The organism is Corynebacterium tuberculostearicum (assembly GCF_013408445.1).
Lineage (GTDB): Bacteria > Actinomycetota > Actinomycetes > Mycobacteriales > Mycobacteriaceae > Corynebacterium > Corynebacterium tuberculostearicum.
Genome location: NZ_JACBZL010000001.1, coordinates 1679661 through 1701283, shown reverse-complemented (window position 1 = coordinate 1701283; position 21623 = coordinate 1679661). Strand labels below are relative to the sequence as shown.

Here is a 21623-nt window from a genome sequence, read left to right as displayed (position 1 = left end):
AGAGCATCCGCCAATAATAGTGTGCTTTTACCGATTTCACGCCCGCTTGGCCAGTACTTAAAAAATTTTAATCAAGAATTCGCATCTTGGTCGACGAGATGTTCAACCACTTCAGCGCAATCCGGCCGACCGCAGTGCTGGGTTTCTACGTGCTGGATGCAGTCATCACAGATGAGTACCTGCTGGCGGCAGGTATCTTCATTGATGCAATTGTGGAAGGTATTCGTACCCTTGCCGCAGTGCACGCAGTGACCCAGCTGGATGAAGCCGGGGTCTTGGAGTCCTTGACCAAACTCGTGGTGCATGCGCTTGTCAAAGACATACATGGAGCCTTCCCACAGGCCATCATTGCCGTACTTTTCGCCGTAGCGCACGATGCCACCATCGATCTGGTAGACCTCTTGGAAGCCACGGTTCTTCATCAACGAGGACAGGATCTCGCAGCGAATGCCACCGGTGCAATAAGACACCACCGGCTTATCCTTCATCCAGTCATACTTGCCGGATTCGATTTCCTCGATGAAGTCATGCGTGGTTTTCACATCGGGCACGACGGCATTTTTAAACTTGCCAATCTCTGCCTCCATGGCGTTGCGGCCGTCAAAGAAGACGACCTCCTCGCCACGTTCTTCTACCAGCTTATTTACCTCTTCGGGCTTGAGGTGCACGCCGCCGCCGACGACGCCGTTTTCATCCACCTTCAGCTCGCCCGGCGCGCCAAAGGCCACGATTTCATCGCGCACCTTGACCGAAAGCCGCGGGAAGTCATCCGCGCCGCCCTCGGACCATTTAAACTGCATGCGCTTAAAGCCGGGGTATTCCTTGGTCTGGCGGACGTAGCGCTTGCAGGCTTCCATATCGCCGCCAACGGTGCCGTTGATGCCGTGCTCGGAAATGAGGATGCGCCCCTTGAGCCCCAGGGACTCGCACAGGGTGCGCTGCCACAGCATGATTGCGGTGGGATCTTCGATGGGGGTAAAGCAGTAATACAGGAGAACTTTGCCAATAGTCACGCCCCAATCTTAGGCCCGCAGCTGCGCAGATCCCCAATCTTGTAGCTCTCCCTTATATGACTGCGGCCCCTCCAGTACAAGCTGAAAGGGCCGAATCTTGAGCATGCGAAAGTTAGCGCTTTTGGTACAGCGCCTTCTTGCGGGCAAAGACTGGGTCAGAGGTCACGAGCACGCCGAGGTTGCGGAAGATTCCCTCATCCACAGAACCCAGGATGGTGGTGGTGTGGACGTCGCAACCAGCAAGCTCCTTGATCTGCTCCAGCGCCTTGCGGGCATTGTCATCCTTCGCCGCAGACACGGACAAGGCGATCAGAACCTCGTCGGTATGCAGGCGTGGATTCTTGGAACCCAGGTGCTTGGTCTTGAGCGTTTGAATCGGCTCGATGGACTCGGGCGACAGCAGATGAATATCGTCATCGATGCCCGCCAGGTGCTTCAGCGCGTTGAGCAGCATCGCCGCCGAGCAGCCCAGCAGGGGCGCGGTGCGGCCGGTGATCATGGTGCCGTCGTGCAGCTGCATAGCGGAGGCGGGCTCGCCGGTTTCTTCCGCGCGCTGGCGAGCAGGTGCCACCACGGGGCGGTCTTCTACCTTGATGCCGGCCTTGGCCATGATGACCGCGGCGCGCTCGGATTGCTCGGTGCCCAAGCCCGCACGAGCCTCTTCCACCTGCGCCTTGAAGTAACGGCGGATGATTTCTTGCTGGGCGGCGGCGCGGCACACGGCGTCGTCAGTAATGCAGAAGCCCGCCATGTTCACGCCCATATCCGTCGGGGACTGGTACGGGGTGGTGCCGGTGAGCTTTTCCAAAAGCGTGCGCAGCAGCGGGAATGCTTCCACATCGCGGTTGTAGTTCACGGTGGATTCGCCGTGGGCGGACAGGTGGAAGTGGTCAATAATATTGGAATCGTTCAGGTCCACCGTGGCTGCCTCATAGGCCAGGTTCACGGGGTGTTCCAGGGGGAGATTCCAGATAGGGAAGGTTTCAAACTTGGCGTAGCCGGCATTATTGCCACGCTGGTGCTCGTGGTAGACCTGCGAGAGCGCGGTGGCCAGCTTGCCGGAGCCAGGGCCCGGCGCGGTAACCACGACGAGGTCGCGGGAGGTTTCCGCAAACTCATTGCGCCCAAAACCCTCTTCGGACACGATGAGGTCCGTATTGGTGGGGTAGCCAGGGATAACGCGGTGGCGCGCCACCTTGAGGCCGAGGCGCTCTGCCTTGTCGATGAAGGCCTCCGCCTGGGAGTTGCCCTCCTCCAGCTGGGTCATGACGATGTTTTCCACCAAGAATCCGCGGCTGCGGAATACGTCCACCAGGCGCAGCAGGTCATCTTCATAAAGGATGCCCAGGTCCGCGCGTACCTTCTGGCGGGAGATATCCTTCGCGTTGATGCAGATGAGGATCTCTACGTCCTCTTTGATGCGCTCCAACATCGCGATTTTATTGTCCGGAGTGAAGCCGGGCAGCACGCGGGAGGCGTGCATATCGTCAAAAAGCTTGCCGCCCATCTCTAGGTAGAGCTTGCCGCCGATTTCCTCGCGGCGGGCGTGGATGTGCTTCGACTGCAGCTCAATGTATTTCTCGCGGTCAAAGCCGATTTTTTGCGTCATGATTTGAAAGCCTTCCCCTGAGTTAAATCATTCCGCATTTCGAGTTTACGCTATTGCGACTCTGCAAATAAGTGAGCTGGTTAGCGCCCGGTTTGGCCGAAAATTCTTCCCGATTAAACTGGATTTCATGCCTGAAGGTCACGTCATCCACCGCCTAGCTAATAAATTCAACGCCGATTATCGCGGCATGCCACTGCACGTGACCAGCCCGCAGGGCCGCTTCGCGGCGGAGGCAGAGCTTCTCGATGGCGAGCGCATTGAGCTCGCAGAGACCTACGGCAAGCACCTTTTCGTGCACTTTAGCGCCGAGGATCCGCGCCATATCCTCTATATTCACCTAGGCCTGATTGGCAAGCTGCGCTTCGAGCCCCGCGAGGAAGCCGGGGGACAGATCCGAGTGCGCATCGATAATGGCGCCGAGGCCGCTAACCTGCGCGGACCGCAGTTTTGCCGCCTGCTCACCGAAGAGGAGTACCGCGCACAGCTAACCAAGGTGGGCCAAGATCCGCTGCGCGCGGATGCCGATGTGGAGGCGCTCTGGGCCAAAGTGCATAAATCGCGGCGCAGCATCGGCTCCCTCATGATGGATCAGCACCTTTATGCCGGCGTGGGCAATATTTACCGGGCGGAGACCCTCTTTCGCCACGGCCTCTCCCCTTTCCTGCCGGGCCGAGATGTTTCCCGTGAAACCTTTGACGCCACGTGGGCGGACTTGGTGGATCTGATGGAGTACGGGGTGGAGCACGGCCGCATCGATACCGTGCGGCCCGAACATTCCCCCGAGGCCATGGGCCGCGAACCGCGCAAGGACGACCACGGCGGCGAAGTCTACGTCTACCGCCGCGCCGGCCTACCTTGCTATATCTGCGGCACACCGGTGGCAGAAAAGGTCATGGAGGGACGCAACCTATTTTGGTGCCCTACCTGCCAACCGGCACCTTAAAGGCCTATCCTGGCGGGCATGCGACATGCCTATAGCGTTGCCGCCGTCCGCGCGGCGGAGCATTCCCTTCTCGCCCAGCAGAACTTTGACGATGAGCTCATGCGCTTGGCCGCACGAGGCGTGGCGGCCACGGCCACGAGCATGCTCGACTCTTATCGGCACGTAACTATCCTTGCCGGGCCAGGCGGCAACGGCGGCGATGGACTCTATGCTGGCGCTTTCCTGGCAGAAGAGGGCTACTCCGTGGAGGCCATCCTTGCAGCGGATAGCGCCCACGAACCCGCGATGAAGGCATTTGCCGCGGCCGGCGGAACCAGTGCGCACGGCCTAGGAGACGCCGATCTGCTTATCGACGCCGTCGCCGGCCTCGCCTCCACCCGCGGCCTTTCCGGTGCCCCATTGAGGGCCTATACCGAGGCCAAGGAGCGTGGGGTGCCGGTATTAGCGGTGGACATTCCTTCGGGCATTAACGCCGATACCGGCGTGGCCGCAGCCGATGCCGTAGAGGCAGACGTGACCATTAGCTTTGGCTGGGCTCGTGCCGGACATATCTTTGCCCCGGAATGCGGCGCGGTGGTGCTCTGCGATCTGCGCCTACCCGGCGCCCCACGCTCCTTCGCAGAAGAGCTGTCCGCCACCGCTGAACCGGTGGGCTATATCGCCAACGAACCCACTATTACCTTGCCCTACCAGTGGCCGACTGAGCCGGTGCTTTCGGGAGAACAAGGCCTGGTCACCGCCCCGAAGCCGGTGGGCTGCACGGGGCCGATTCTGGATCCGACTCCGGGGGCGACAAACACCAAGTACACCGGCGGGGTGACCGCGGTCTGTGCTGGCAGCAGCGCCTATCCCGGCGCGGGCATCCTCGCCGCCACGGGAGCGGTGCGCGCCACGCCGTCCATGGTTCGCGTCGTGGGCAATGACTCCGTGGTCACGAGCCTGCCGGAGGTAGTGCCTCATGCCAGTGCCCAAGAAAAAGTCCACGCCCAAGCCTGGGTCGTAGGCCCTGGGCGAGGCACCGGACCGGAGGCGGCCGCGGAATTGCGCGCCGTGCTAGAACGCGGGCTGCCCACCATTATCGACGCCGATGCGCTGACCGTGCTCTCGACCGACGGCGATCTACGCGAACTCGTGCGCGATCATCCCTGCGCCGTCCTGACCCCGCATGCCGGGGAGTTTGCGCGGCTCTACGCGGCAACTCTCGGCCGCGAACTTGATCTTTCGGAGGGGCTCGGGGTGCGCCTGCGAGAGCTTTCCGATGCCCTCGACTGCTTCATCCTGCACAAGGGCCGGATCACCACGGTCACGGCCCCAGGCCAGAAGATTTATGGCATGAACGCAGGGCATTCCTACGCGGCCACCGCCGGTTCTGGTGACGTGCTCTCTGGCATCCTCGGAGCGACGCTCGCGCAACTGGATGCCGCCGAGGCGGATGTGGAGGCGATAATTATGGAAATCCTGCACGCGGCAGCCATCCACCAACACGCGGCGGCCATTGCCGCCCACACCCCGGACGGCTTTGGGATTTGCTCCGCCTCCCAGATTGCCGCATCCGTGCCGCAGGCAATCGCACGGCTACTCCTCATGCAGCGCTAGCTGAGGCTAGCTGAGCGCAGAAACCTTCTCCTGCTCAGAGACGTGGCCATCCTTGACCTCCACCACGCGGTCAGCGAAGTTCAGCAGGGAGCGGTCGTGGGTCACCAGCACGGTGGCGGTGTTCATCTCCTGGGTGACATCGCGCAAGAGGCGGATGATTTCTTGCGAGAGGTGGGAATCGAGCGCGGAGGTGGGCTCATCGGCCAAGAGCAGGTCCGGCTGCTCCATGAGCGCTCGGGCGATATTGACGCGCTGGCGCTGGCCACCGGATAACTGACCCATGCGGCGGTTTCCCATCCCCGCTAGGCCAACAAACTCCAATAGCTCATCAGCGCGCTGTGGGCGCAGCTTGCGGCCAGCGATATGGTCCATGATCACCAACTGGTCGCGCACATTGAGCGAAGACAGCAGGTTGGCCTGCTGGAAGATGATGGAGCGGGTACCGTCCACGTGCACGGATCCGGAGTCTGGGGTGATGAGGCCTGCGGCTACGGACAGCAACGTGGACTTGCCGGACCCGGACTCACCCACGATGGCGGTAAGGGTAGTGGATTCGGCGATGAGGGAGGCGTCGGCAAGCGCGGTGGTCGTAGTCTCACCGTCCTGGTAGGTCACGGTGGCGTTGCGGATATCAAGAATGGTGGACATGTTAAGCATTTCCTCCAAGGGCATCGAGTGGGTTGGCTTTAGCTACGCGGCGGGTAGCAATAAGGGCGCCGGCCATGCCGAGGGCCCAGATGCCAACCGCGGGAACGGCGATGGTGCGCAGGGAAACATCGAAGGGCACGGTGCCGGAAGCAAGCGCGCCGAGCACCCACCCAACGACGGCACCCGCAATGGTGCCGGCGGCCAAAATGATGGCCGCTTGCGCCAGGGCATCGCGCAGGAGATAGCGCACGGTGGCGCCGAGCGCGCGCAGGATGGACAGGTCGCGGGTGCGCTGGATGGTCCATACGGTCAAGAAAGCGACGGTGACCAGCGCGGAGATGCCGTACAAGAAGCCCTGCATGGTAAGCAGCGAGCCGCGCTCAGACTGATAGGCCGCTAGGCCGGAAAAGGACGTGGACACCTTCACGGAGCCTGGAACCTCGTACTTATACAGCGCTGCGGTGCCGATAACGTCTTGCGGAGCGTGGCTAATCTGCTGCCAGGACTCGGTGGAAGCCCACACCACCTCGGAGTGGGAGTACATGGTCTCTGGGACGGTGCCCTCCACCGAAAAGTCGGCGCCGCCTAGGGTGACGGTACCGGCCGCGTCGATGGACTCTGGCAGGAGCACACCCTGCTCCGGGATGGTCTTATCGCTACCCGGAACCTGAGTGCCGGCCGGCAGGCTGAGGACAGCAACGCCGCCGTGGCCCTCCAGCTTGGTCTGGGCCGCACCGAAGGGAATGCCATCGCTGGCGACATCGCCGGCGTGCATCTCGGATTCGCTAAAGGAAGGGTCCTCAGTGGAAAAGGAAATATATGGGTATTCCTTTTCCAGGGACTCCAACGCGGAAGTATTTTGCTTGGACAGGCCCTCCGTGAGGCCGGAGAGCATCACGAGCAGAAGGGTAATGAGCGCAACCGTGCCGCCGATGAGCGCGAAGCGGCCGCGCGCTGTGGTGATTTCTCTGATTGCTAGGAACATAGTTCTATATTCCCTTTGTGCAGGTCAGAAGTAATCGGCCAGCTCGCTGAACCTCGAGTCAACCAAGTGGTTGATTCACGGTCCACCGGTGCGCGGATATCCTGGGTGGTTGTGTTTAAAGGACAAAAATTATGGGTCTATGGCCTGCACGCCATGTTCGCGTTTCTGCTGGTCTTCGGCGTGGCGCGCGCCTATGTGGATGGCCGGCTCGATGCCCGGGTAATCGGCTTAGCCATCGCCCTCGCCGTGGTGTATGCCGCACAGCGTTGGCTGCCCACATGGTTATGGCTGGGTGGGCTATGCCTCCTGTGGCTGGGCCTGATGGTGCATGCGCAGGATTTCATGTGGCTGGAATTCCCGCTCATTTTTGTCTTTCTGCGTGCTTTGCCCACCGTGCCTGGGTTGGTCTCCATCGCCATACTGTGGACAGCAGCGGCATTCATTCCCGCCTGGATGCACCCCGCGAGCTGGTCCATCGCTGCGGCCGTGGGACCGCTTATCGGTACCGCCTTTGCAGCCACGGTCTTTTTCATCCAGCGGCGCCTGCAGGCAGAAGCGGCGCACCACAGGGACATCGCCAAGCAGCTGCGCGAAACCCAAGCCGAACTGGCCGCCAGCGAGCACCAAGCCGGCCGGCTAGAGGAGCGCGAGCGCCTCTCCCGGGAGATCCATGACACCGTCGCGCAAGGCCTCAGCTCTATCTTGCTGCTCTCCCGCGCGGCCCGCGGCACCGATGATCCAGCGACCAAAGAGGAGCAGCTGGCGGTCATTGAGGATGTCGCGAGCGAAAACCTGGCTGAGGCACGCCGCTTCGTCCGCGAGCTCGCCGGCCCCGATGAGCGGCTGGAAACCCAGCTCACTTCCCTACTGTCCCAGATGCGCAGCCGGGTCAAGGCCTTAGGGGAAGGCCCCACCTTTGAGCTGGTGGTCTCCGGCAGCGGCAAGGTGCCCGGACGCATCAAAGAGGTCATCGTGCGCGCCGCGCAAGAGGGCCTGAATAACGTCATCAAACATGCCCACGCCTCGCGCGCGGTGGTCACGCTCGGGCTTTTCGAGGATGCGGTTACCCTGGACGTCGTTGATAATGGACGCGGACTATCCGCCTCCCCTCGCCCCAGCGGCAGGGACAATGGCTTTGGGCTCAGCGGCCTCCGCGGCCGCGTGGAGGGCGTAGGCGGCACCATGAGCCTGGAATCCGGCGAAGGCACCGCCCTGGCCGTCCGTATCCCGCTGAAGGAGAAAAGCAATGGTTAATGTCATGCTGATTGATGATCACCCCGTGGTTCGCGCCGGCCTGCGCGCCATCCTCAATGCCTTCTCCGATGTCGAGGTTGTCATGGAGGGCTCTACCGGCGCAGATGTGGATAAGCTTTTTACTGCGGATGCCCCGCAGGTAGACGCCGTGGTCTGCGATATCCAGATGCCTGACATGGATGGCATCGCGGCCACCAAACGGGTAGTGGAGGCCGGCGGCCCACCGGTACTCATCCTCACCACCTATGACACCCAGGCCGATATCCTTGCCGCCGTGGAGGCCGGCGCAATGGGCTACCTGCTCAAGGACTCCCCTGAGCAGGCGCTGCACGAGGCCGTGCTCAATACCGCCGCGCACCGCCGCACCTTGGCGCCGGAAGTGGTGGATCTCCTCGCCCAACGTGTGGGCCGGCCACAAGAATCGCTGTCCGCCCGCGAGCTAGAAATTCTTCGGGCGCTTTCCAGTGGTTCCTCCAATAAGGAGCTAGCCAAGCAGCTCTTCATCTCTGAGGCCACGGTCAAGACCCACCTCATTCACATTTTTCAGAAGCTGGGCGTGGAAACTCGCACCGCCGCGGTGACCGTGGCGCGGGAGAGGAAGCTCATTTAATGCTGGACTGCATAGTCATTGGCGCCGGTCAGGCGGGTCTTGCGGTGGGCTACTACCTGCGCAAGAAGGGGCTGGATTTTGTCATTCTGGACGCTGAACCCGGCCCCGGCGCGGCCTGGCGCCACACCTGGCCTTCGCTGACGCTCTTTAGCAATTCCGCCTCCTCTAACCTGCCGGGATGGCCCATGCCCCACCACGAGGGCTTTCCGCCGGCCAGCCACGTCATCGACTATTTTGCGCGCTACGAGCAGCGCTATGAACTGCCCATTCGCCGGCCAGTCAAAGTGGATGAGGTGACCCATGATGGCGCGTGCTTCCACGTCTTTGCCGGTACGGAGCATCTGACCGCGCGCACGGTCGTAGCTGCCACGGGCACGTGGTCTGCGCCCTTTATCCCCTACTACCCCGGCGACTTTGGCGGACAGCAATGGCATTCGGCTTTCTACCCGGGCCCGGAGGACTTTATCGGGTCCAGCGTGGCGGTCGTAGGCGCGGCCAATTCCGGTGCCCAGATCGCGGCCGAGCTCCTGCTTTCCGGAGTGGAGACCACCTGGTATACCCGCAACTCCCCGCGGTGGATGCCCGATGATGTTGACGGCCGCGTACTCTTTCAGCGCAATCGCGCCCGCCTCAACGCCATGCTGCGCGGCGAGCCAGACCCCGGCGCGGATTCCAACCTGGGCGATATTGTGATGGTCCCACCAGTCCTACGCGCGCGGAATTCAGGGCTTTTGCAGGCCACCCCCATGTTTTCTTCGCTTGAAGAAGTCACCGCAGACCACCTCATATGGTGCACCGGTTTCCGGCCTGCCCTCCGGCCCATCCGCAGGCTCCTTGATGGCACCTCCCCCACCGTCGACGGCCTCTTCCTCGTGGGTTACGGCACGTGGACCGGCCCCGGCTCCGCAACCATTACCGGGGTAAGCCCCTTTGCCAAGCAGACCGCGAACGATGTAGCGAATATATGTGACTAAAGCTATAGGTTAGTCCCAGCTAATTCGACTACACTGCCTTCACGCAGAGAGTGCGACACAATTTGGGAAAGCTGGTTTATACATGTCTGCCTGGGATCTCTACGATGACCTCATCGATGCCATTCCCCGTGACATAGTGGTCTCCCGCGCCGCCCAAGGCCCGCGGTGGACCAGGGTATACACCGAAAGCCCTAGCTGCGGCATGGCCATGACCATGTCCGCAACCTCCCGCCCGGCCCAGATGCGCGCCGAGTACTCCGGCGTTCCTTTACGCGCCATCGCCCAGCTGGCCAAGAGCTGGAATTTCTCGGAGGCGTCCTTCGGCATGGCCGCGCTAAATTCCTACTACGCCACACCTTCCGTGGCCGACGAGCATGGCTTTGCGCTTGCCGACGCCCCCTGGCCCCACTTCTTCGATCCCTTCCGCAACGCCGTCGCCGGGAAGAAGGTAGCGGTAATCGGCCACTTCCCTTTTGCACCTAAAGCACTCAACCAGGCTGCGGATTTTTATATGCTGGAGCGCTCGCTCAATGAGGGCGACTACCCCGATTCCGCCGCCGAATACATCCTGCCCGAGTGCGATTATGTCTTCATTACCGGCTCCGCCTTTGTCAACAAGACCGCGCCCCGCCTGCTCGAGCTCTCTCGCGAGTCCTTCAATGTCGTCCTGGGCCCATCAACTCCCTTAGCCCCGGTACTGCTGGAAGACTACGGCGTATCGCAGGTCACCGGAATGGTTCCCACCTCTCCCCTGGCTATGTTCGAGGGCTTAAGTGGCACCGATGCAGGCATCACCATGTTTGAATGGGGCCACCGAGTGGAATTATCCGCCTAAGGCCGCGCCTCCAAAAGCGCCTCGCAGGCCGCTGCATAGATTTTCTGCTAGTTCGTCGATGGTTTTCTCCCGCACATAGGGAACGAGAATTACGTTGCGCATAGCCCGCAACGCCAACCAGCCTAAGGCCCACCGCTCGAGGCCTAGTTTCTAGAGAACTACCCCGGCCATAACGGCAAGCAGTAATACACCCAAGCTCAATGCCGCAAGCCACCCAATGACGCGTACAGTCCGCAGCTGCACCTTTGCGCTGCTGCGGCTTACTAGGAATGCGCCCACAGACGCACCGAGGGTGTTGAAAACGAGGTCGTCGACGTCGCTAAATCCCAACGAGAATACGTATTGGGTAATTTCGATACCCAGGCTGAGCGCCATCGCCAGAAGGATGGTTCCACCGCGGCCGAAGCGGACGCGCCGCGAATTCTGCCCCATTACTACCAGGCACGCACCGAGCGGCATAAACAGCGCGATATTGCCAAAGGTATTGGTCCACGGACCCCACCACGGGTGAGGGTTATTAAAGCCATTGAACATTTGCAGATCGAGGCTGCGGCGAGCATGCGCACTGGCATCGATCACGCCGGGGATATCAATAAATGGCTTGCCCACCGTAGCTACGGCGATAGCCATCAAAACGACCACGCAGGCCACACCGGCACTGCGCCACAGGGTGGGTCGGGCGGGCACGCCCGGCGCCCCAACCTGGCGCGAGATGCGGGTGGATGTCGTGGTCATCGTCATGTTGTTTAAGTTAACAAGCGAGTCTGAGAAATCCCCGTGAGATTCGCTGTTAAATCTCTGCATCACATTTAACGTACGATGGTGAGCATGAGCACGCTACTAGTAACTCGCAACGAAGATAAGTCCGTTACGACCTCCTTCGAAGAGGGAGAGTTCCTCGGCGAGGGCGACCTTACCGTTGATGTTTCTTATTCTTCCCTGAACTACAAGGACGCCATGGCTATCGCAGGTGACCGCGGCGTCATGCGCACCAGCCCGCTGGTTCCGGGCATCGACGTGGTCGGCACGGTTTCCGAATCCAGCGTCGAGCGCCTCCCAGTTGGCACCTTGGTAGCTTCCTTCGGCGATGGACTCGGCGAATTCCGCCACGGCGGCTACACCCCGAAGCAGCGCGTCAACTCCCAAGCAACCGTCGCCCTGCCCGCGGACTTCACCGCAGAGCAGGCGGCCGCCGTTGGCACCGCGGGCTACACTGCCGCACTGTGTGTTAATTCTCTGCGCGGGCTGCCCGATGGTCCGGTCCTGGTCACCGGCGCCACCGGTGGCGTGGGCTCCATCGCCGTAAACCTCCTTTCCAATGCCGGCTACGAGGTTCACGCGATGACCGGCCGCCCGGATGACTACTCCCAGTACCTCCACGAGCTTGGCGCCCACACCATTGTGGACCGCGCCGAGTTCGCCGAGGCCGGAAAGCCACTACAAAAGGCTAGCTATGCCGGTGCCGTCGACACCTCCGGCTCCCACGTCCTAGCCAATGTATTGGCCCGCACCGTGTGGGGCGGCACCGTCGCTTCCACCGGTATGGCCGCCGGCCCAGACCTGCCCACCACCGTCTTGCCTTTCATTCTGCGCAACGTACACCTGGCCGGCGTTAACTCTGTCGACGCCCCGCTGCACTACCGCCAGAACGCATGGCAGCTGCTCGCGCGCAAGCTGGACTTGTCCATCCTCAAGTCCCTGACCAATACCATTCCTCTGTCGGACGTTGTCGAGGAATCCAAGTCCCTCCTCGAGGGCACCCACCACGGACGCACCGTCCTCAAGATTTCCTAGGCCACTCCTAGACAATCTTTCGCGGCACCCGCCCTCTTGGCGGGTGCCTTTTTGTATGCACGGTTTACCAGCCGAGCGCTAGCCTTCCGACGTCCCCTCTTTAACTACCCCGCGTAGCAACGTGCGGGAAATCCTGCCCAAGGTTTGTAGGTCTTCGTCGCTAAGGGTGCCCACTACGATTTCCTCGACTGCGGCGGTATGTCGCGCGATCGCGGCGTTGAAAGCGGTACTTCCCTTTTCCGTCACAGTGACTTCAACTGCACGGGTTCCTAACTCCGGCGCCTCGCGCCTGGAAACCAATTTTCGGGACTCCATGCGCACTAACTGCCGATGCAGCCGCGACTTCTCCCACCGGAGCTCGTCTGCCAATTCATGCGGGCGTGTAGAAGTTTGGCGCCGACGATTCAGCACGGCCAAAACCGCGTAGTCTGCCTCGCTCAATCTAGAGCCACTCTGCAGCTCCCCAGAAAGCCGCGCGTGAAGCGCTTCCTGCATGGCAACAAAATCGCCCCACGCCGCGCTCTGCTCCACGCGCATCGCATTCCTCCTTTGGTTCTCCTTCTTTCACCAGTCTATACTGCACAGTTGATCTAGCAACTCATTGCCCTGCCGGGAGTTGATACACCAACTCCCACTACTGCACAGAGATGTGGGTCTACGAGAACAACAATTTCACAAACCAATACCTTTTCCACCAAAAGCACTTTAATTTTCCTTTTGAATACCTATCTGCTGAAACTCACCATTGTTTGAGTAGATATGTTCTTGACCGGAAAATTAAATAGTGAAGCGACTACCCGCGGCAAGAATGCGGCTGCGAACGCAATGACCGCTCCGGCAGAGGAGACCACAGCGTTTAGAATGGCAAGCATGGATAAGCTATTTAGCACGTGCGGTTTCGACTTCGCGGATATGGAAGAACTCATTGCGGAGCTGCCTACCGACCACGACATGTGGGAGGCGCCCGGATTTGATCGAGTGCTATTCCACGCCGACCCGTCCGGCATGGCGGTTACAGCCATGGAGTACGAGGGGGAGTGGGCCGCGGTTCCTTCGTACCGGGGTGGGGAAGAGGCACCGGGGACGATATATCGCGCAACGCCCTATATCGGCATTGTGGAAACGGGGGATTTACGGTTCGCGGCGCTGGCGGATGCGCCCTTTGCCCTGCCGGCGGGCAACCCGGTCGGCGGAGAGAAGCTCCAGGAACAGGTGCGGCCGGCGGTTGTGGCATTGAAATACGAGGTAGGGGAGCCGGAAGAGTTTTCCTTGACTTCACCCGCTACCGAGCGCTTCTACCGGAACTTCAAGCCCAGCATGCTCAACCCGCAGGTAGAGGTGGCGGGGACTATCGGGGGCGTCGCCAAGCACAGCAATGAGCTGGGCATGGGGGAGTTTTGGGTATGCGACCTCGACGGCCTCCCGCTCATTGTGAACGAGAAGCTTGAGGTCGGCCAGGGGATCCGGACGCACGGCATTGCGCTGTGCGCCACGGAATTTTGGGAAGGGTAACTACTTGACCACGAGGTTGACCATGCGGCCCGGAACGTAGATTTTCTTCACCACGTTTTTTCCGCTGGTCAGATCGGCGATCTTTGCGTCGGCCAGGGCAGCGTCAAAGACCGCATCCTGGTCCGCATCAGCGGCCACGTTGATCCGGGCCTTGACCTTGCCATTGATCTGAACCGGCACCTCGATTTCATCGTCTACCAGGTACTTTTCCTCAAAAGTGGGGAAGGGCTGGTAGGTGATGGTCTCGTCATGGCCGAAGCGCTGCCACAGTTCTTCCGCGATATGCGGGGCGATGGGGGAGACCAACTGTGCGATCGGCTCCACGGCGTCGCGCGGGGCCTCGGTGCGGTAGGTCTTGGTCAGGTAGTTGACGTACTCGATGAGCTTGGCCACCACGGTATTGAGCCGCAGGTTCTCGTAATCATCGCGCACGCCTGCGATGGTGCGGTGGAGCTGCTTGAGGTCATTCTCGCTCAGGGCGGCGTCGGTAGTGGCCAGCTCGCCGGTGTCCTCGTTGACGGCTAGGCGCCACAGGCGCTGCAAGAAGCGCTGGGAGCCTACGACGTCCTTGGTAGCCCACGGGCGAGACGTATCCAGCGGACCCATGGACATCTCGTAAACGCGCAGGGTATCGGCACCGAAGTCGCGGCAAATATCGTCCGGAGCAACGGCATTCTTCAGGGACTTACCCATCTTGCCGTACTCCTGATTGACCTCTTCGCCGTTGTAGTAGAACTTGCCGTCCTTTTCCTCTACTTCAGCGGCCGGCACGTACACGCCGCGGGAATCCGTGTAGGCATAGGCCTGGATATAACCCTGGTTGTACAGGCGGCGGTAAGGCTCTTGGGAGCTAACAAAGCCCAGGTCAAAGAGCACCTTATGCCAGAAGCGGGAGTAGAGCAGGTGCAGCACCGCGTGCTCGACGCCGCCGACGTAGAGGTCCACGCCGCCCGGGTCCTGCGGGCCATGCTGCTCCGGACGCGGGCCGGTCCAGTAGCGCTCGTTCTCGATATCGCAGAATGCCTCATCATTGCGGGGATCGATATAGCGCAGCTGGTACCAGGAAGAACCCGCCCACTGCGGCATAACGTTGGTATCGCGGAAATAGGTCTGTGGGCCGTCGCCCAGATCCAGCTCGACCTCTACCCAATCGCGCACCTTTGCCAGCGGTGGTTGTGGCTCGGAGTCCTTGTCCTCTGGATCAAAGGAAACGGGCTTATAATCTTCTACCTCTGGCAGCTCTACCGGCAACATGGATTCCGGCAGGGCGTGGGCAAAACCGTCCTTGTCATAGACGATGGGGAAGGGCTCGCCCCAGTAACGCTGGCGGGCGAAGAGCCAATCGCGCAGCTTGTACTGCACCTTTTCGCGGCCGGAGCCGTCCTTTTCCAGCCATTCGATGGCCGTGGCAATGGCCTCAGCCTTGTTCAGGCCGTTGAGATCCAGGCCCTTGTCGTTGGAGGAATTAACCAGCGCGCCGTCCTCGGTCCAGGCTTCTTCCTCCACGTTTCCGCCAGAGACAACCTCCGTAATAGGTAGGCCGAAGGCCCGGGCAAACTCGTAGTCACGGGTGTCGTGCGCCGGAACTGCCATGATGGCGCCGGTGCCGTAGCCGGTCAGGACGTAGTCTGCGATGAAGATCGGGACCTTCTTGCCAGAGACCGGGTTGGTGGCATAAGTACCCAGGAAGACGCCGGTCTTTTCCTTGTTCTCCTGGCGCTCCAAGTCGGACTTGGCGGCAATATCGGTGCGGTAGGACTCCACGGCCTCCTTCGGATCATCGTGGCCATAGGTCCAACGCTCATCCACGTCATCGTCATAAGGGATGGGGGAGAGGAGGGCGTCGACAAGCTCATGCTCTGGCGCCAGCACCACGTACTCGGCACCGAAGAGGGTATCCGGGCGGGTGGTAAAGACCTCGATCTCGTAGCCCTCGGCAGGGAAGGAAACCTCTGCGCCGCGGGAACGGCCGATCCAATTGCGCTGCATGGACTTCACCTTGTCCGGCCAATCCAAAAGCTCCAGGTCATCCAGCAAGCGATCGGAGTAGGCGGTAATGCGCATCATCCACTGCGAGAGGTTCTTGCGGAAGACCGGGAAATTTCCGCGCTCGGACTTACCCTCAGCGGTGACCTCCTCGTTTGCCAGCACAGTACCCAAGCCTGGGCACCAATTCACCGTGGAATTAGACAGGTAGACCAAGCGGAATTCATCGATAGCCGCGGCCTTTTCCTCTTCGGTGAGGTCCTCGTAGTAGCGGCCGTCCTTGGTGGTGCGCTTATTGGCCTCTAGTTCCTTGATGAGCTCTGCAATCGGGCGCGCCTTCTGCTGTTCCTCATCAAACCAAGAGTTATAAATTTGCAGGAAGATCCACTGCGTCCACTTGAAGAACTCCGGATCGGTCGATTCTACCGAGCGGCGCGGATCGTGACCCAAGCCCAACATACCCAGCTGACGGCGCATGTTTTCAATATTCGCCTCGGTGGTGGTGCGCGGGTGGGTACCGGTCTGAATGGCGTACTGCTCGGCCGGCAGGCCGAAGGCGTCGTAGCCCAAGGTGTGCAGCACGTTCTTGCCCAGCATTCGGTTATAGCGGGCGTACGTATCGGTAGCGATATATCCCAGTGGGTGTCCCACGTGCAGGCCCGCACCGGAAGGGTAGGGGAACATATCCTGCACATTGAGCTTTTCCTTAGGCAACTCGCCCGCATCGGTGGCGAGCTCGCCGACCGGGTTCGGGGCATTAAAGGTGCCATTGTCTTTCCAGTACTGCTGCCAGGTCTTCTCGATCTGGTTCGCCAGCTCCGGGGTATAGCGGTACGAAGTGGAATCGCTCTGGGTAGTCATAATCACACAGTGTAATAGCCGCATCCCGGAGCGGGGTAGTTCACTACGCTTTCCGCGTTCCGCAGGGCACGCACACCCAAAATCCCCGCCGTAATCGCCCCCGGTTTTCGCGTCATTTCCGCCGCTCGCAGCCAAAATGCAGATCTGCATGAAAATGTTCTAGGCTGGGGTAAATGAGCCAGGAGAAGTTTCGCAGCCAGCTATCATCTTTTGCAGACGCAGCGGTATTTCAGGGGATCCCGCACCTGCGCCTCTCCCCAGCTACCGACACATTGGAGCTGTACCTACCGGCCGTAACCGCAGGTTATGAGCCGGAAGATCCCCAGTGGACCGTGACCGCACAGCTGCTCGATGGCAGCGAGGACACCCGCAAGTTCTACTATGTGGAGGGCGAGGAGCCCGGCTTGTGGATCAGCATGCCACGTGCCTTTAGCCACCTCAGCGTCTCCTTTGAGGAGCACACTGTGGAATTCGCCGGCGTGGCCAATGGCGGCCTGCTGTTGGATTCCACCCATCGCCCAATCGATACCACCACCGCGGTGGCCAAGGGCTCTTATACCTTCATCGCCCCTGCTGGCACGGAGCTCGCCAAGGCCAAGGTCGGCGAGGCCCGTCCCCACGGTGCATGGGAGGGCTGGACTATCGCCCCGGTAGAGGTCAGCCAGTCTTTCACCGTGGAGGTTCCGCGCCAGGAACCCGCGACCATCAAGGTCTCCGGCAGCCCTGATTTTGCCTGGGACATGGCCGTCAAGACGCTACCCAATGCCCATGGCCTCGATGGCGAACTGGTCTATACCCAGTCCCCGCGGGTCATCGCCAATACGGAACTCAGCATGGAGCTGGCCTATGTCCCCATTGGTGGGGAAGAGGAGGCCGTGCTGGAGGACGAGCTGCCGGAGGGTATTCACGAGGTGCTTCCCGCAGACGCCTTCGAGGATCCCTGGGTAGGCCGCTACCGCTTCACCCTGTACAAGGACGAGGAACTGGTGGATATCCAGTACCTCAATTTTGCGGAGTCGCTCCACATGCGTGCCAAGAACGAGGGCCCGCGCGGCACCAACTTCCGCTTTATCGATGCCCTGGGCAACCTTTCGCCGTTTAGCTATGCCTTGGCTTCTGCGCCGGGCAAGGCTATCCAGATGGAAAAGGGCCAGCGCGTCTTTGGCGAGGACGAAAGCGTGCGCGAGGAGACCGTCGGCAGTGAGGCCGGCTATGAGCTGACCTTCCAGGTGGAACCGGCGACGATTCGTACTCGCGTGAAGCGCACCGCGGCCGAGCCCGTGGATTACCTGGATAAGCAGGTCATCCTGGCGGACCAGCTCGATGCGGATGCACTTTTTACCATCCACTCACCGGAGCCACTGCCGCTGGCAAAGTTCGTGGTCATTGACAAGAACCAGAAGATTAGGGACCTGGTCACCGCCAATGGCTCGACGGAAGCGGCCACCAGCCTGTCCGTACCAAACCGCGCGCTGAAGTCGGCGCTGACGAAGAAGACCTCGCTGGAGCTCTACCTCCTGTGGTCCACGTTGTCCTATGAGGAATACCTCGAAGGACTACCGGAAAAGGAGCGCGCAGCGCACCAGAAGCGCAGCTTTGAGCGTCGCGTCATGGAATATGAGGCCACCGCGGCCAGCGACCTCATTTATGCCGCCATCGCCACCGTGCGCAAGGCACCGTTGGTAGCCCGCGCAACCATTGAGGACGGAATCCTCGTCCCCGAGCAGGCACACGAGGAGGAGGTAGAGCTATTGGCTTGGGCGTGGCCGCTGGGCAATCCTGCAGGTGAGCCGCTGCCGCTGGAGCCCACTGAGGAAGGCTTTGAGCTGCCCGAGGAGCTGCTGGACGCCGGCCACCTCATCGTGGACTTCCGCGAGGATGAGCCGGCCAGCGACTTGGCCGCGCCGCAGTACCCGCCGGCTAGCGCCCTCATCATCTTCCACGACGGTGAAACCGAAAACACCGAGGGCCTGTGGCCTACCTACGCGGCCATGCGCCGCCTCGCGCCCAAGGCCAAGGAAACCTTCGAGGGAATCATCAAGGAGATTGAGGCGGATCCGCGCGCCAGCATGGATGCCCTCATGGCGGCAGATTTTGAGCCGGGGCAGCGCATGCGCGCCTTTGTCCGCACCGGCTTGGTCTCCCGCACCTTCCGCCGCGAGGAGCGCGAGGAGTCGGCCGCCGAGCCTTCCTCACTCTTGGCCGCGCTTGCCGACGCCGCCCATGACTACGTCGAAACCCACGGCTCCGCCTCCCTCGCGCGCGTGCCGTCCACCGGCGTCGACGATGTCACCCGCCCCATGCTGCTGATGAGTGCAACGGGCGAGGCACCTACGCCAGCAACGGACGGCGACCAGCTCTGCGATGATGCCCACCGCATCGCCGCACTGCGCGAGTGCTTTGCCAATGACCTTGCGCTCACCCGCCTGGGCACCATTTCTAACCTGCGTAGCACCGCAATGCAGCTGCGGGTGACGCTGCAACAGCTGGGCGTCGATAAGTCCGTCCTGCATACCCTGCTCGCGCTGGACGCCTTTGGCGATGGCAATTCGGAGCTCGGCGATTCCGCCTGGATGCCGTTTATTTCCTATGTCTTTGCCATCACGGCGCGCGGCGTAGCCAATGGCAAGCTGGCGGACCCTGCTTTCGCCGCCACGCTTGACGACGCCCTCCCACAGCTCGCCGAGGCCGTCTCCCTCGCCCCGCAGCTGTTCTACCGCGATATTCTCACCGCGGAGGCGCTCACGCTCAGCTAGGGTGGCAGGCATGCAGGTCATCTCTACCAATGTCGCTGTCCGCCGGCCGGACCCGAGCGGGCGGCATGAGTTCTCTGGCATCGACAAGCAGCCGCAGGACTTTATCGATCTGGCAGCGCCCGGACCCCATTACGGCGATGGGTCCGGCGTGCGCGGCGATATAATTGGCGACACCCAACATCACGGCGGCAACGATAAGGCCGTCTATGCTTACTCCCGCGAGGAACTGGATTACTGGCAATCTGAACTTTCCCGCCCGCTGGCCTCCGGCAGCTTTGGCGAAAATCTCACCACGCAGGGCATCGATCTGTCTGCTCTGCTCATCAATCAGCGCGTGTGCATCGGCACCGCCGTGCTTGAGGTATCCGTGCCCCGCCAACCGTGTGCCACCTTCGCCGGCTGGCTAGGGGAGCGCGGCTGGCTCAAGCGCTGGACCGCGCGTGGCGACTGCGGCACCTACCTGCGCATCATTTCCCCCGGCCGCATTCGCCCCGGCGACGCCATTGAGCTGGATACCCCACCCAGCCACGGCATCACCATGCGCATGGCCTTTGCCGCCAAGATGGGCGACCGCGCCCTTGCCAGGCGCGTTATCGATGCTGGCTGCCTGCCCACCCACCAACAGAACTCGCTTCGCACCTAGTTACACAAGCGCTCTTAGCCCGCTATGTCGAGCTCATCAATGTCCCGTTGTCGCACCCGCACTCGATGAGCCCAAACATCCAATAGGGGAATGGGACCGTTAATCAGCACATCCGTGCGCAGCGGATGTCGACGCATACTCTACTTCCGGAACCACAGGCGGTGTCAGCGCCTTTAGCTTACCGGCGAGGCCAGCACGCTCTTCTTGCCCGGAGTGCGCGCAAAACAAAAGCACGCCAGCGCTAAGCGCTGGCGTGCTCTTCATGCTGAGTGCGAAGGAGGGGCAGTGGCTGTGTTACTTGCCCGCTTCAAAGCTCAGATGGTGCCCCTTCGCCTTAGGGAAGCGGCCGTGCACGAAGAAGTAGTAGATAGCGGCGATGACCACGAGACCCGCGAGAATGAGATACATCGTGTCAAAGCCCGTTGCCCCGACAATGGGGCCCAGGCCGAACGGGGCCAGGCCAATGCCGAGGTCCATGAGCAGGAACATGGTGGAGATACCGGCGCCCAACTGCGCGGCAGACACCGAGCGCACGGAGATGGCTTGGCAGGCGGGGCTGAGGGTGCCGAAGCCTAAACCGGTGCAGGCGCCCGCGACCACCAGCATGACGTCATTGGTGGGGAAGCCCATGATCAACAGGGCCACGACAAAGGCGGCCAAGCCGAGGTACATCACGGCATTATCACCCTTATGGTCCTGGATACGGCCCAAGAAGAAGCGCATGATGAGCATCGTGACCGCATAGCCGATAAAGAAGAGCCCTGCGCCGGTGGCCAGGTCTTCCTTGCGGGCGTAGGCGTTGAGGTAGGTCACCACGCCGGAGTAGGCGATGCCGACTAGGAGCATGAATAGACCTATGGGCACCACGTTGGGGTGCACGGCATTGCGCAACTTAAAGGCCGGCTTTTCGGAGGAAACCTCGGCCGGATAGCGCAGCACCAAGGCCAGGATCAAGGAAACAATATTTGCACCAAGGGCGACAGCAAAAAGCGTGGTGTAGCCGATGTTGTTAGCCAATAACAGGCCGATAGCTGGACCAAACGCGGTTGCCAGGGTAGTGCCCAGGGCGAAGTATCCGGTGCCTTCCGCACGGCGTTCGTGTGGGATAACGGACTGCGCCACCGCCATAAGTGCGGTGGAGGTCAAGGCATAGCCCGCGCCGTGCACCATTCGCACGATAATCAAGACCGCAACATTGTGGGCAAAAAAGTACGCCACAGCTACAACTGTGACGAAGGCCAGGGAAGCCAAGGCCGCCTTCTTGTGGCCCACGCGGTCCACGATCCAGCCGGAGAACACGCGCATGCACGTCGCGCCCAGAACAAAGGCACTGGAGGCGAAACCGCCCACGGTATCCGATGCCCCGAAACTCTCTACCGCGTAGAGGGCCATGGTGGTTACGAACAGGTAAAAGACCAAGAACTGACAAAAATTAGCCACCCACGCGAGGACAAACGTAGGCGTAATCAGCGGCGGCTTAGCCGCTGCAGATTCTGTAGGCGTCATATACTCACTCCAAATAACAAAAAGAAAATTCCTTCTCCACGCGCTGGCCATAAGGCCGCGCATCGCAGACGAAGGAAATAGAAATTGAATTATACGGA

General features: G+C 61.1%; 18 protein-coding genes. 10 read left to right on the top strand and 8 right to left on the bottom strand.

Annotation, left to right across the window (positions count from 1 at the left end; translation table 11 throughout):
- Positions 1–71: 71 nt before the first annotated feature.
- The gene (gene trhO, locus BJ985_RS07880; RefSeq protein ID WP_150851517.1) at positions 72–1013 is read right to left on the bottom strand and encodes an oxygen-dependent tRNA uridine(34) hydroxylase TrhO; all 942 of its coding nucleotides are present in this window, start codon (positions 1011–1013) and stop codon (positions 72–74) included.
- 112 nt (positions 1014–1125) lie between these two features.
- On the bottom strand, positions 1126–2622 hold the full coding sequence (locus BJ985_RS07875) for a DUF1846 domain-containing protein (RefSeq protein ID WP_049359185.1): 1497 nt from the start codon (positions 2620–2622) through the stop codon (positions 1126–1128).
- A gap of 127 nt (positions 2623–2749) precedes the next feature.
- Between BJ985_RS07875 and BJ985_RS07870 the strand changes: the two genes are divergently transcribed.
- Together BJ985_RS07870 and BJ985_RS07865 are read left to right on the top strand one after the other, a co-directional pair.
- Positions 2750–3565 (top strand): Fpg/Nei family DNA glycosylase, encoded by an 816-nt coding sequence (locus tag BJ985_RS07870; protein ID WP_179387136.1) that lies wholly within the window; start codon positions 2750–2752, stop codon positions 3563–3565.
- A gap of 18 nt (positions 3566–3583) precedes the next feature.
- Positions 3584–5161 carry a bifunctional ADP-dependent NAD(P)H-hydrate dehydratase/NAD(P)H-hydrate epimerase gene (locus tag BJ985_RS07865; protein WP_179387135.1) on the top strand — a complete coding sequence of 526 codons (1578 nt, stop codon included), beginning with the start codon at positions 3584–3586 and terminating at the stop codon, positions 5159–5161.
- 6 nt (positions 5162–5167) lie between these two features.
- On the opposite strand, the gene BJ985_RS07860 is transcribed toward BJ985_RS07865, so the two are convergent.
- Both BJ985_RS07860 and BJ985_RS07855 read right to left on the bottom strand, forming a co-directional pair.
- The gene (locus tag BJ985_RS07860) at positions 5168–5809 is read right to left on the bottom strand and encodes an ABC transporter ATP-binding protein (RefSeq protein WP_179387134.1); all 642 of its coding nucleotides are present in this window, start codon (positions 5807–5809) and stop codon (positions 5168–5170) included.
- A gap of 1 nt (position 5810) precedes the next feature.
- Positions 5811–6794: an ABC transporter permease gene (locus BJ985_RS07855; protein WP_179387133.1), complete on the bottom strand. Its 984-nt coding sequence runs from the start codon at positions 6792–6794 to the stop codon at positions 5811–5813.
- 153 nt (positions 6795–6947) lie between these two features.
- Here BJ985_RS07855 and BJ985_RS07850 point away from each other — a divergent pair, with 153 nt between their 5' ends.
- The 4 genes from BJ985_RS07850 (at position 6948) to BJ985_RS07835 (ending at position 10467) form a co-directional block, all read left to right on the top strand.
- On the top strand, positions 6948–8048 hold the full coding sequence (locus BJ985_RS07850; RefSeq protein WP_218840874.1) for a sensor histidine kinase: 1101 nt from the start codon (positions 6948–6950) through the stop codon (positions 8046–8048).
- Positions 8041–8658: a response regulator gene (locus BJ985_RS07845; protein WP_005326954.1), complete on the top strand. Its 618-nt coding sequence runs from the start codon at positions 8041–8043 to the stop codon at positions 8656–8658. Before BJ985_RS07850 ends, BJ985_RS07845 begins: the two co-directional genes overlap by 8 nt.
- Positions 8658–9632 carry an NAD(P)-binding domain-containing protein gene (locus BJ985_RS07840; RefSeq protein WP_179387132.1) on the top strand — a complete coding sequence of 325 codons (975 nt, stop codon included), beginning with the start codon at positions 8658–8660 and terminating at the stop codon, positions 9630–9632. The genes BJ985_RS07845 and BJ985_RS07840 overlap by 1 nt, the downstream gene beginning before the upstream one ends.
- 82 nt (positions 9633–9714) lie before the next feature.
- Positions 9715–10467 (top strand): DUF364 domain-containing protein, encoded by a 753-nt coding sequence (locus BJ985_RS07835; RefSeq protein ID WP_179387131.1) that lies wholly within the window; start codon positions 9715–9717, stop codon positions 10465–10467.
- 150 nt (positions 10468–10617) lie between these two features.
- Here the strand turns inward: BJ985_RS07835 and BJ985_RS07830 are convergent, their stop codons facing one another.
- Entirely contained in the window at positions 10618–11202 is a 585-nt protein-coding gene (locus BJ985_RS07830; protein ID WP_236587129.1) for a VanZ family protein, read from the bottom strand.
- Positions 11203–11286: 84 nt separating this feature from the next.
- Between BJ985_RS07830 and BJ985_RS07825 the strand changes: the two genes are divergently transcribed.
- Entirely contained in the window at positions 11287–12261 is a 975-nt protein-coding gene (locus BJ985_RS07825; RefSeq protein ID WP_179387129.1) for an MDR family oxidoreductase, read from the top strand.
- A 78-nt stretch (positions 12262–12339) separates the two neighbouring features.
- Here BJ985_RS07825 and BJ985_RS07820 read toward each other — a convergent pair whose 3' ends face one another.
- Positions 12340–12798, bottom strand: a complete 459-nt coding sequence (locus tag BJ985_RS07820; protein ID WP_179387128.1) for a MarR family winged helix-turn-helix transcriptional regulator — start codon at positions 12796–12798, stop codon at positions 12340–12342.
- Between the two features lie 333 nt (positions 12799–13131).
- On the opposite strand from BJ985_RS07820, the gene BJ985_RS07815 reads away from it, so the two are divergent.
- Positions 13132–13773, top strand: a complete 642-nt coding sequence (locus BJ985_RS07815; RefSeq protein WP_236587128.1) for a hypothetical protein — start codon at positions 13132–13134, stop codon at positions 13771–13773.
- Here BJ985_RS07815 and leuS read toward each other — a convergent pair whose 3' ends face one another.
- A complete protein-coding gene (gene leuS / locus BJ985_RS07810; RefSeq protein WP_179387126.1) occupies positions 13774–16620 on the bottom strand; it encodes a leucine--tRNA ligase in 2847 nt (948 codons plus the stop codon). It lies immediately after the preceding gene.
- Positions 16621–16793: 173 nt separating this feature from the next.
- Here leuS and BJ985_RS07805 point away from each other — a divergent pair, with 173 nt between their 5' ends.
- Together BJ985_RS07805 and BJ985_RS07800 are read left to right on the top strand one after the other, a co-directional pair.
- Positions 16794–19376: a hypothetical protein gene (locus BJ985_RS07805; protein ID WP_179387125.1), complete on the top strand. Its 2583-nt coding sequence runs from the start codon at positions 16794–16796 to the stop codon at positions 19374–19376.
- Between the two features lie 10 nt (positions 19377–19386).
- Positions 19387–20019 (top strand): MOSC domain-containing protein, encoded by a 633-nt coding sequence (locus BJ985_RS07800; protein ID WP_179387124.1) that lies wholly within the window; start codon positions 19387–19389, stop codon positions 20017–20019.
- 294 nt (positions 20020–20313) lie between these two features.
- Here the strand turns inward: BJ985_RS07800 and BJ985_RS07795 are convergent, their stop codons facing one another.
- Positions 20314–21525, bottom strand: coding sequence for an MFS transporter (locus BJ985_RS07795; RefSeq protein ID WP_179387123.1), 1212 nt, complete (start codon positions 21523–21525; stop codon positions 20314–20316).
- Positions 21526–21623 lie beyond the last annotated feature (98 nt).

What these genes read in the sequence shown, in the direction of transcription:
- BJ985_RS07875 (WP_049359185.1), bottom strand. Translation starts at nt 2,622, where the DNA reads ATGACGCAAAAAATCGGCTTTGACCGCGAGAAATACATTGAGCTGCAG.
- BJ985_RS07870 (WP_179387136.1), top strand. Translation starts at nt 2,750, where the DNA reads ATGCCTGAAGGTCACGTCATCCACCGCCTAGCTAATAAATTCAACGCC.
- BJ985_RS07865 (WP_179387135.1), top strand. Translation starts at nt 3,584, where the DNA reads ATGCGACATGCCTATAGCGTTGCCGCCGTCCGCGCGGCGGAGCATTCC.
- BJ985_RS07860 (WP_179387134.1), bottom strand. Translation starts at nt 5,809, where the DNA reads ATGTCCACCATTCTTGATATCCGCAACGCCACCGTGACCTACCAGGAC.
- BJ985_RS07855 (WP_179387133.1), bottom strand. Translation starts at nt 6,794, where the DNA reads ATGTTCCTAGCAATCAGAGAAATCACCACAGCGCGCGGCCGCTTCGCG.
- BJ985_RS07850 (WP_218840874.1), top strand. Translation starts at nt 6,948, where the DNA reads ATGTTCGCGTTTCTGCTGGTCTTCGGCGTGGCGCGCGCCTATGTGGAT.
- BJ985_RS07845 (WP_005326954.1), top strand. Translation starts at nt 8,041, where the DNA reads ATGGTTAATGTCATGCTGATTGATGATCACCCCGTGGTTCGCGCCGGC.
- BJ985_RS07840 (WP_179387132.1), top strand. Translation starts at nt 8,658, where the DNA reads ATGCTGGACTGCATAGTCATTGGCGCCGGTCAGGCGGGTCTTGCGGTG.
- BJ985_RS07835 (WP_179387131.1), top strand. Translation starts at nt 9,715, where the DNA reads ATGTCTGCCTGGGATCTCTACGATGACCTCATCGATGCCATTCCCCGT.
- BJ985_RS07830 (WP_236587129.1), bottom strand. Translation starts at nt 11,202, where the DNA reads ATGACCACGACATCCACCCGCATCTCGCGCCAGGTTGGGGCGCCGGGC.
- BJ985_RS07825 (WP_179387129.1), top strand. Translation starts at nt 11,287, where the DNA reads ATGGTGAGCATGAGCACGCTACTAGTAACTCGCAACGAAGATAAGTCC.
- BJ985_RS07820 (WP_179387128.1), bottom strand. Translation starts at nt 12,798, where the DNA reads ATGCGCGTGGAGCAGAGCGCGGCGTGGGGCGATTTTGTTGCCATGCAG.
- BJ985_RS07815 (WP_236587128.1), top strand. Translation starts at nt 13,132, where the DNA reads ATGGATAAGCTATTTAGCACGTGCGGTTTCGACTTCGCGGATATGGAA.
- leuS (WP_179387126.1), bottom strand. Translation starts at nt 16,620, where the DNA reads ATGACTACCCAGAGCGATTCCACTTCGTACCGCTATACCCCGGAGCTG.
- BJ985_RS07805 (WP_179387125.1), top strand. Translation starts at nt 16,794, where the DNA reads ATGAGCCAGGAGAAGTTTCGCAGCCAGCTATCATCTTTTGCAGACGCA.
- BJ985_RS07800 (WP_179387124.1), top strand. Translation starts at nt 19,387, where the DNA reads ATGCAGGTCATCTCTACCAATGTCGCTGTCCGCCGGCCGGACCCGAGC.
- BJ985_RS07795 (WP_179387123.1), bottom strand. Translation starts at nt 21,525, where the DNA reads ATGACGCCTACAGAATCTGCAGCGGCTAAGCCGCCGCTGATTACGCCT.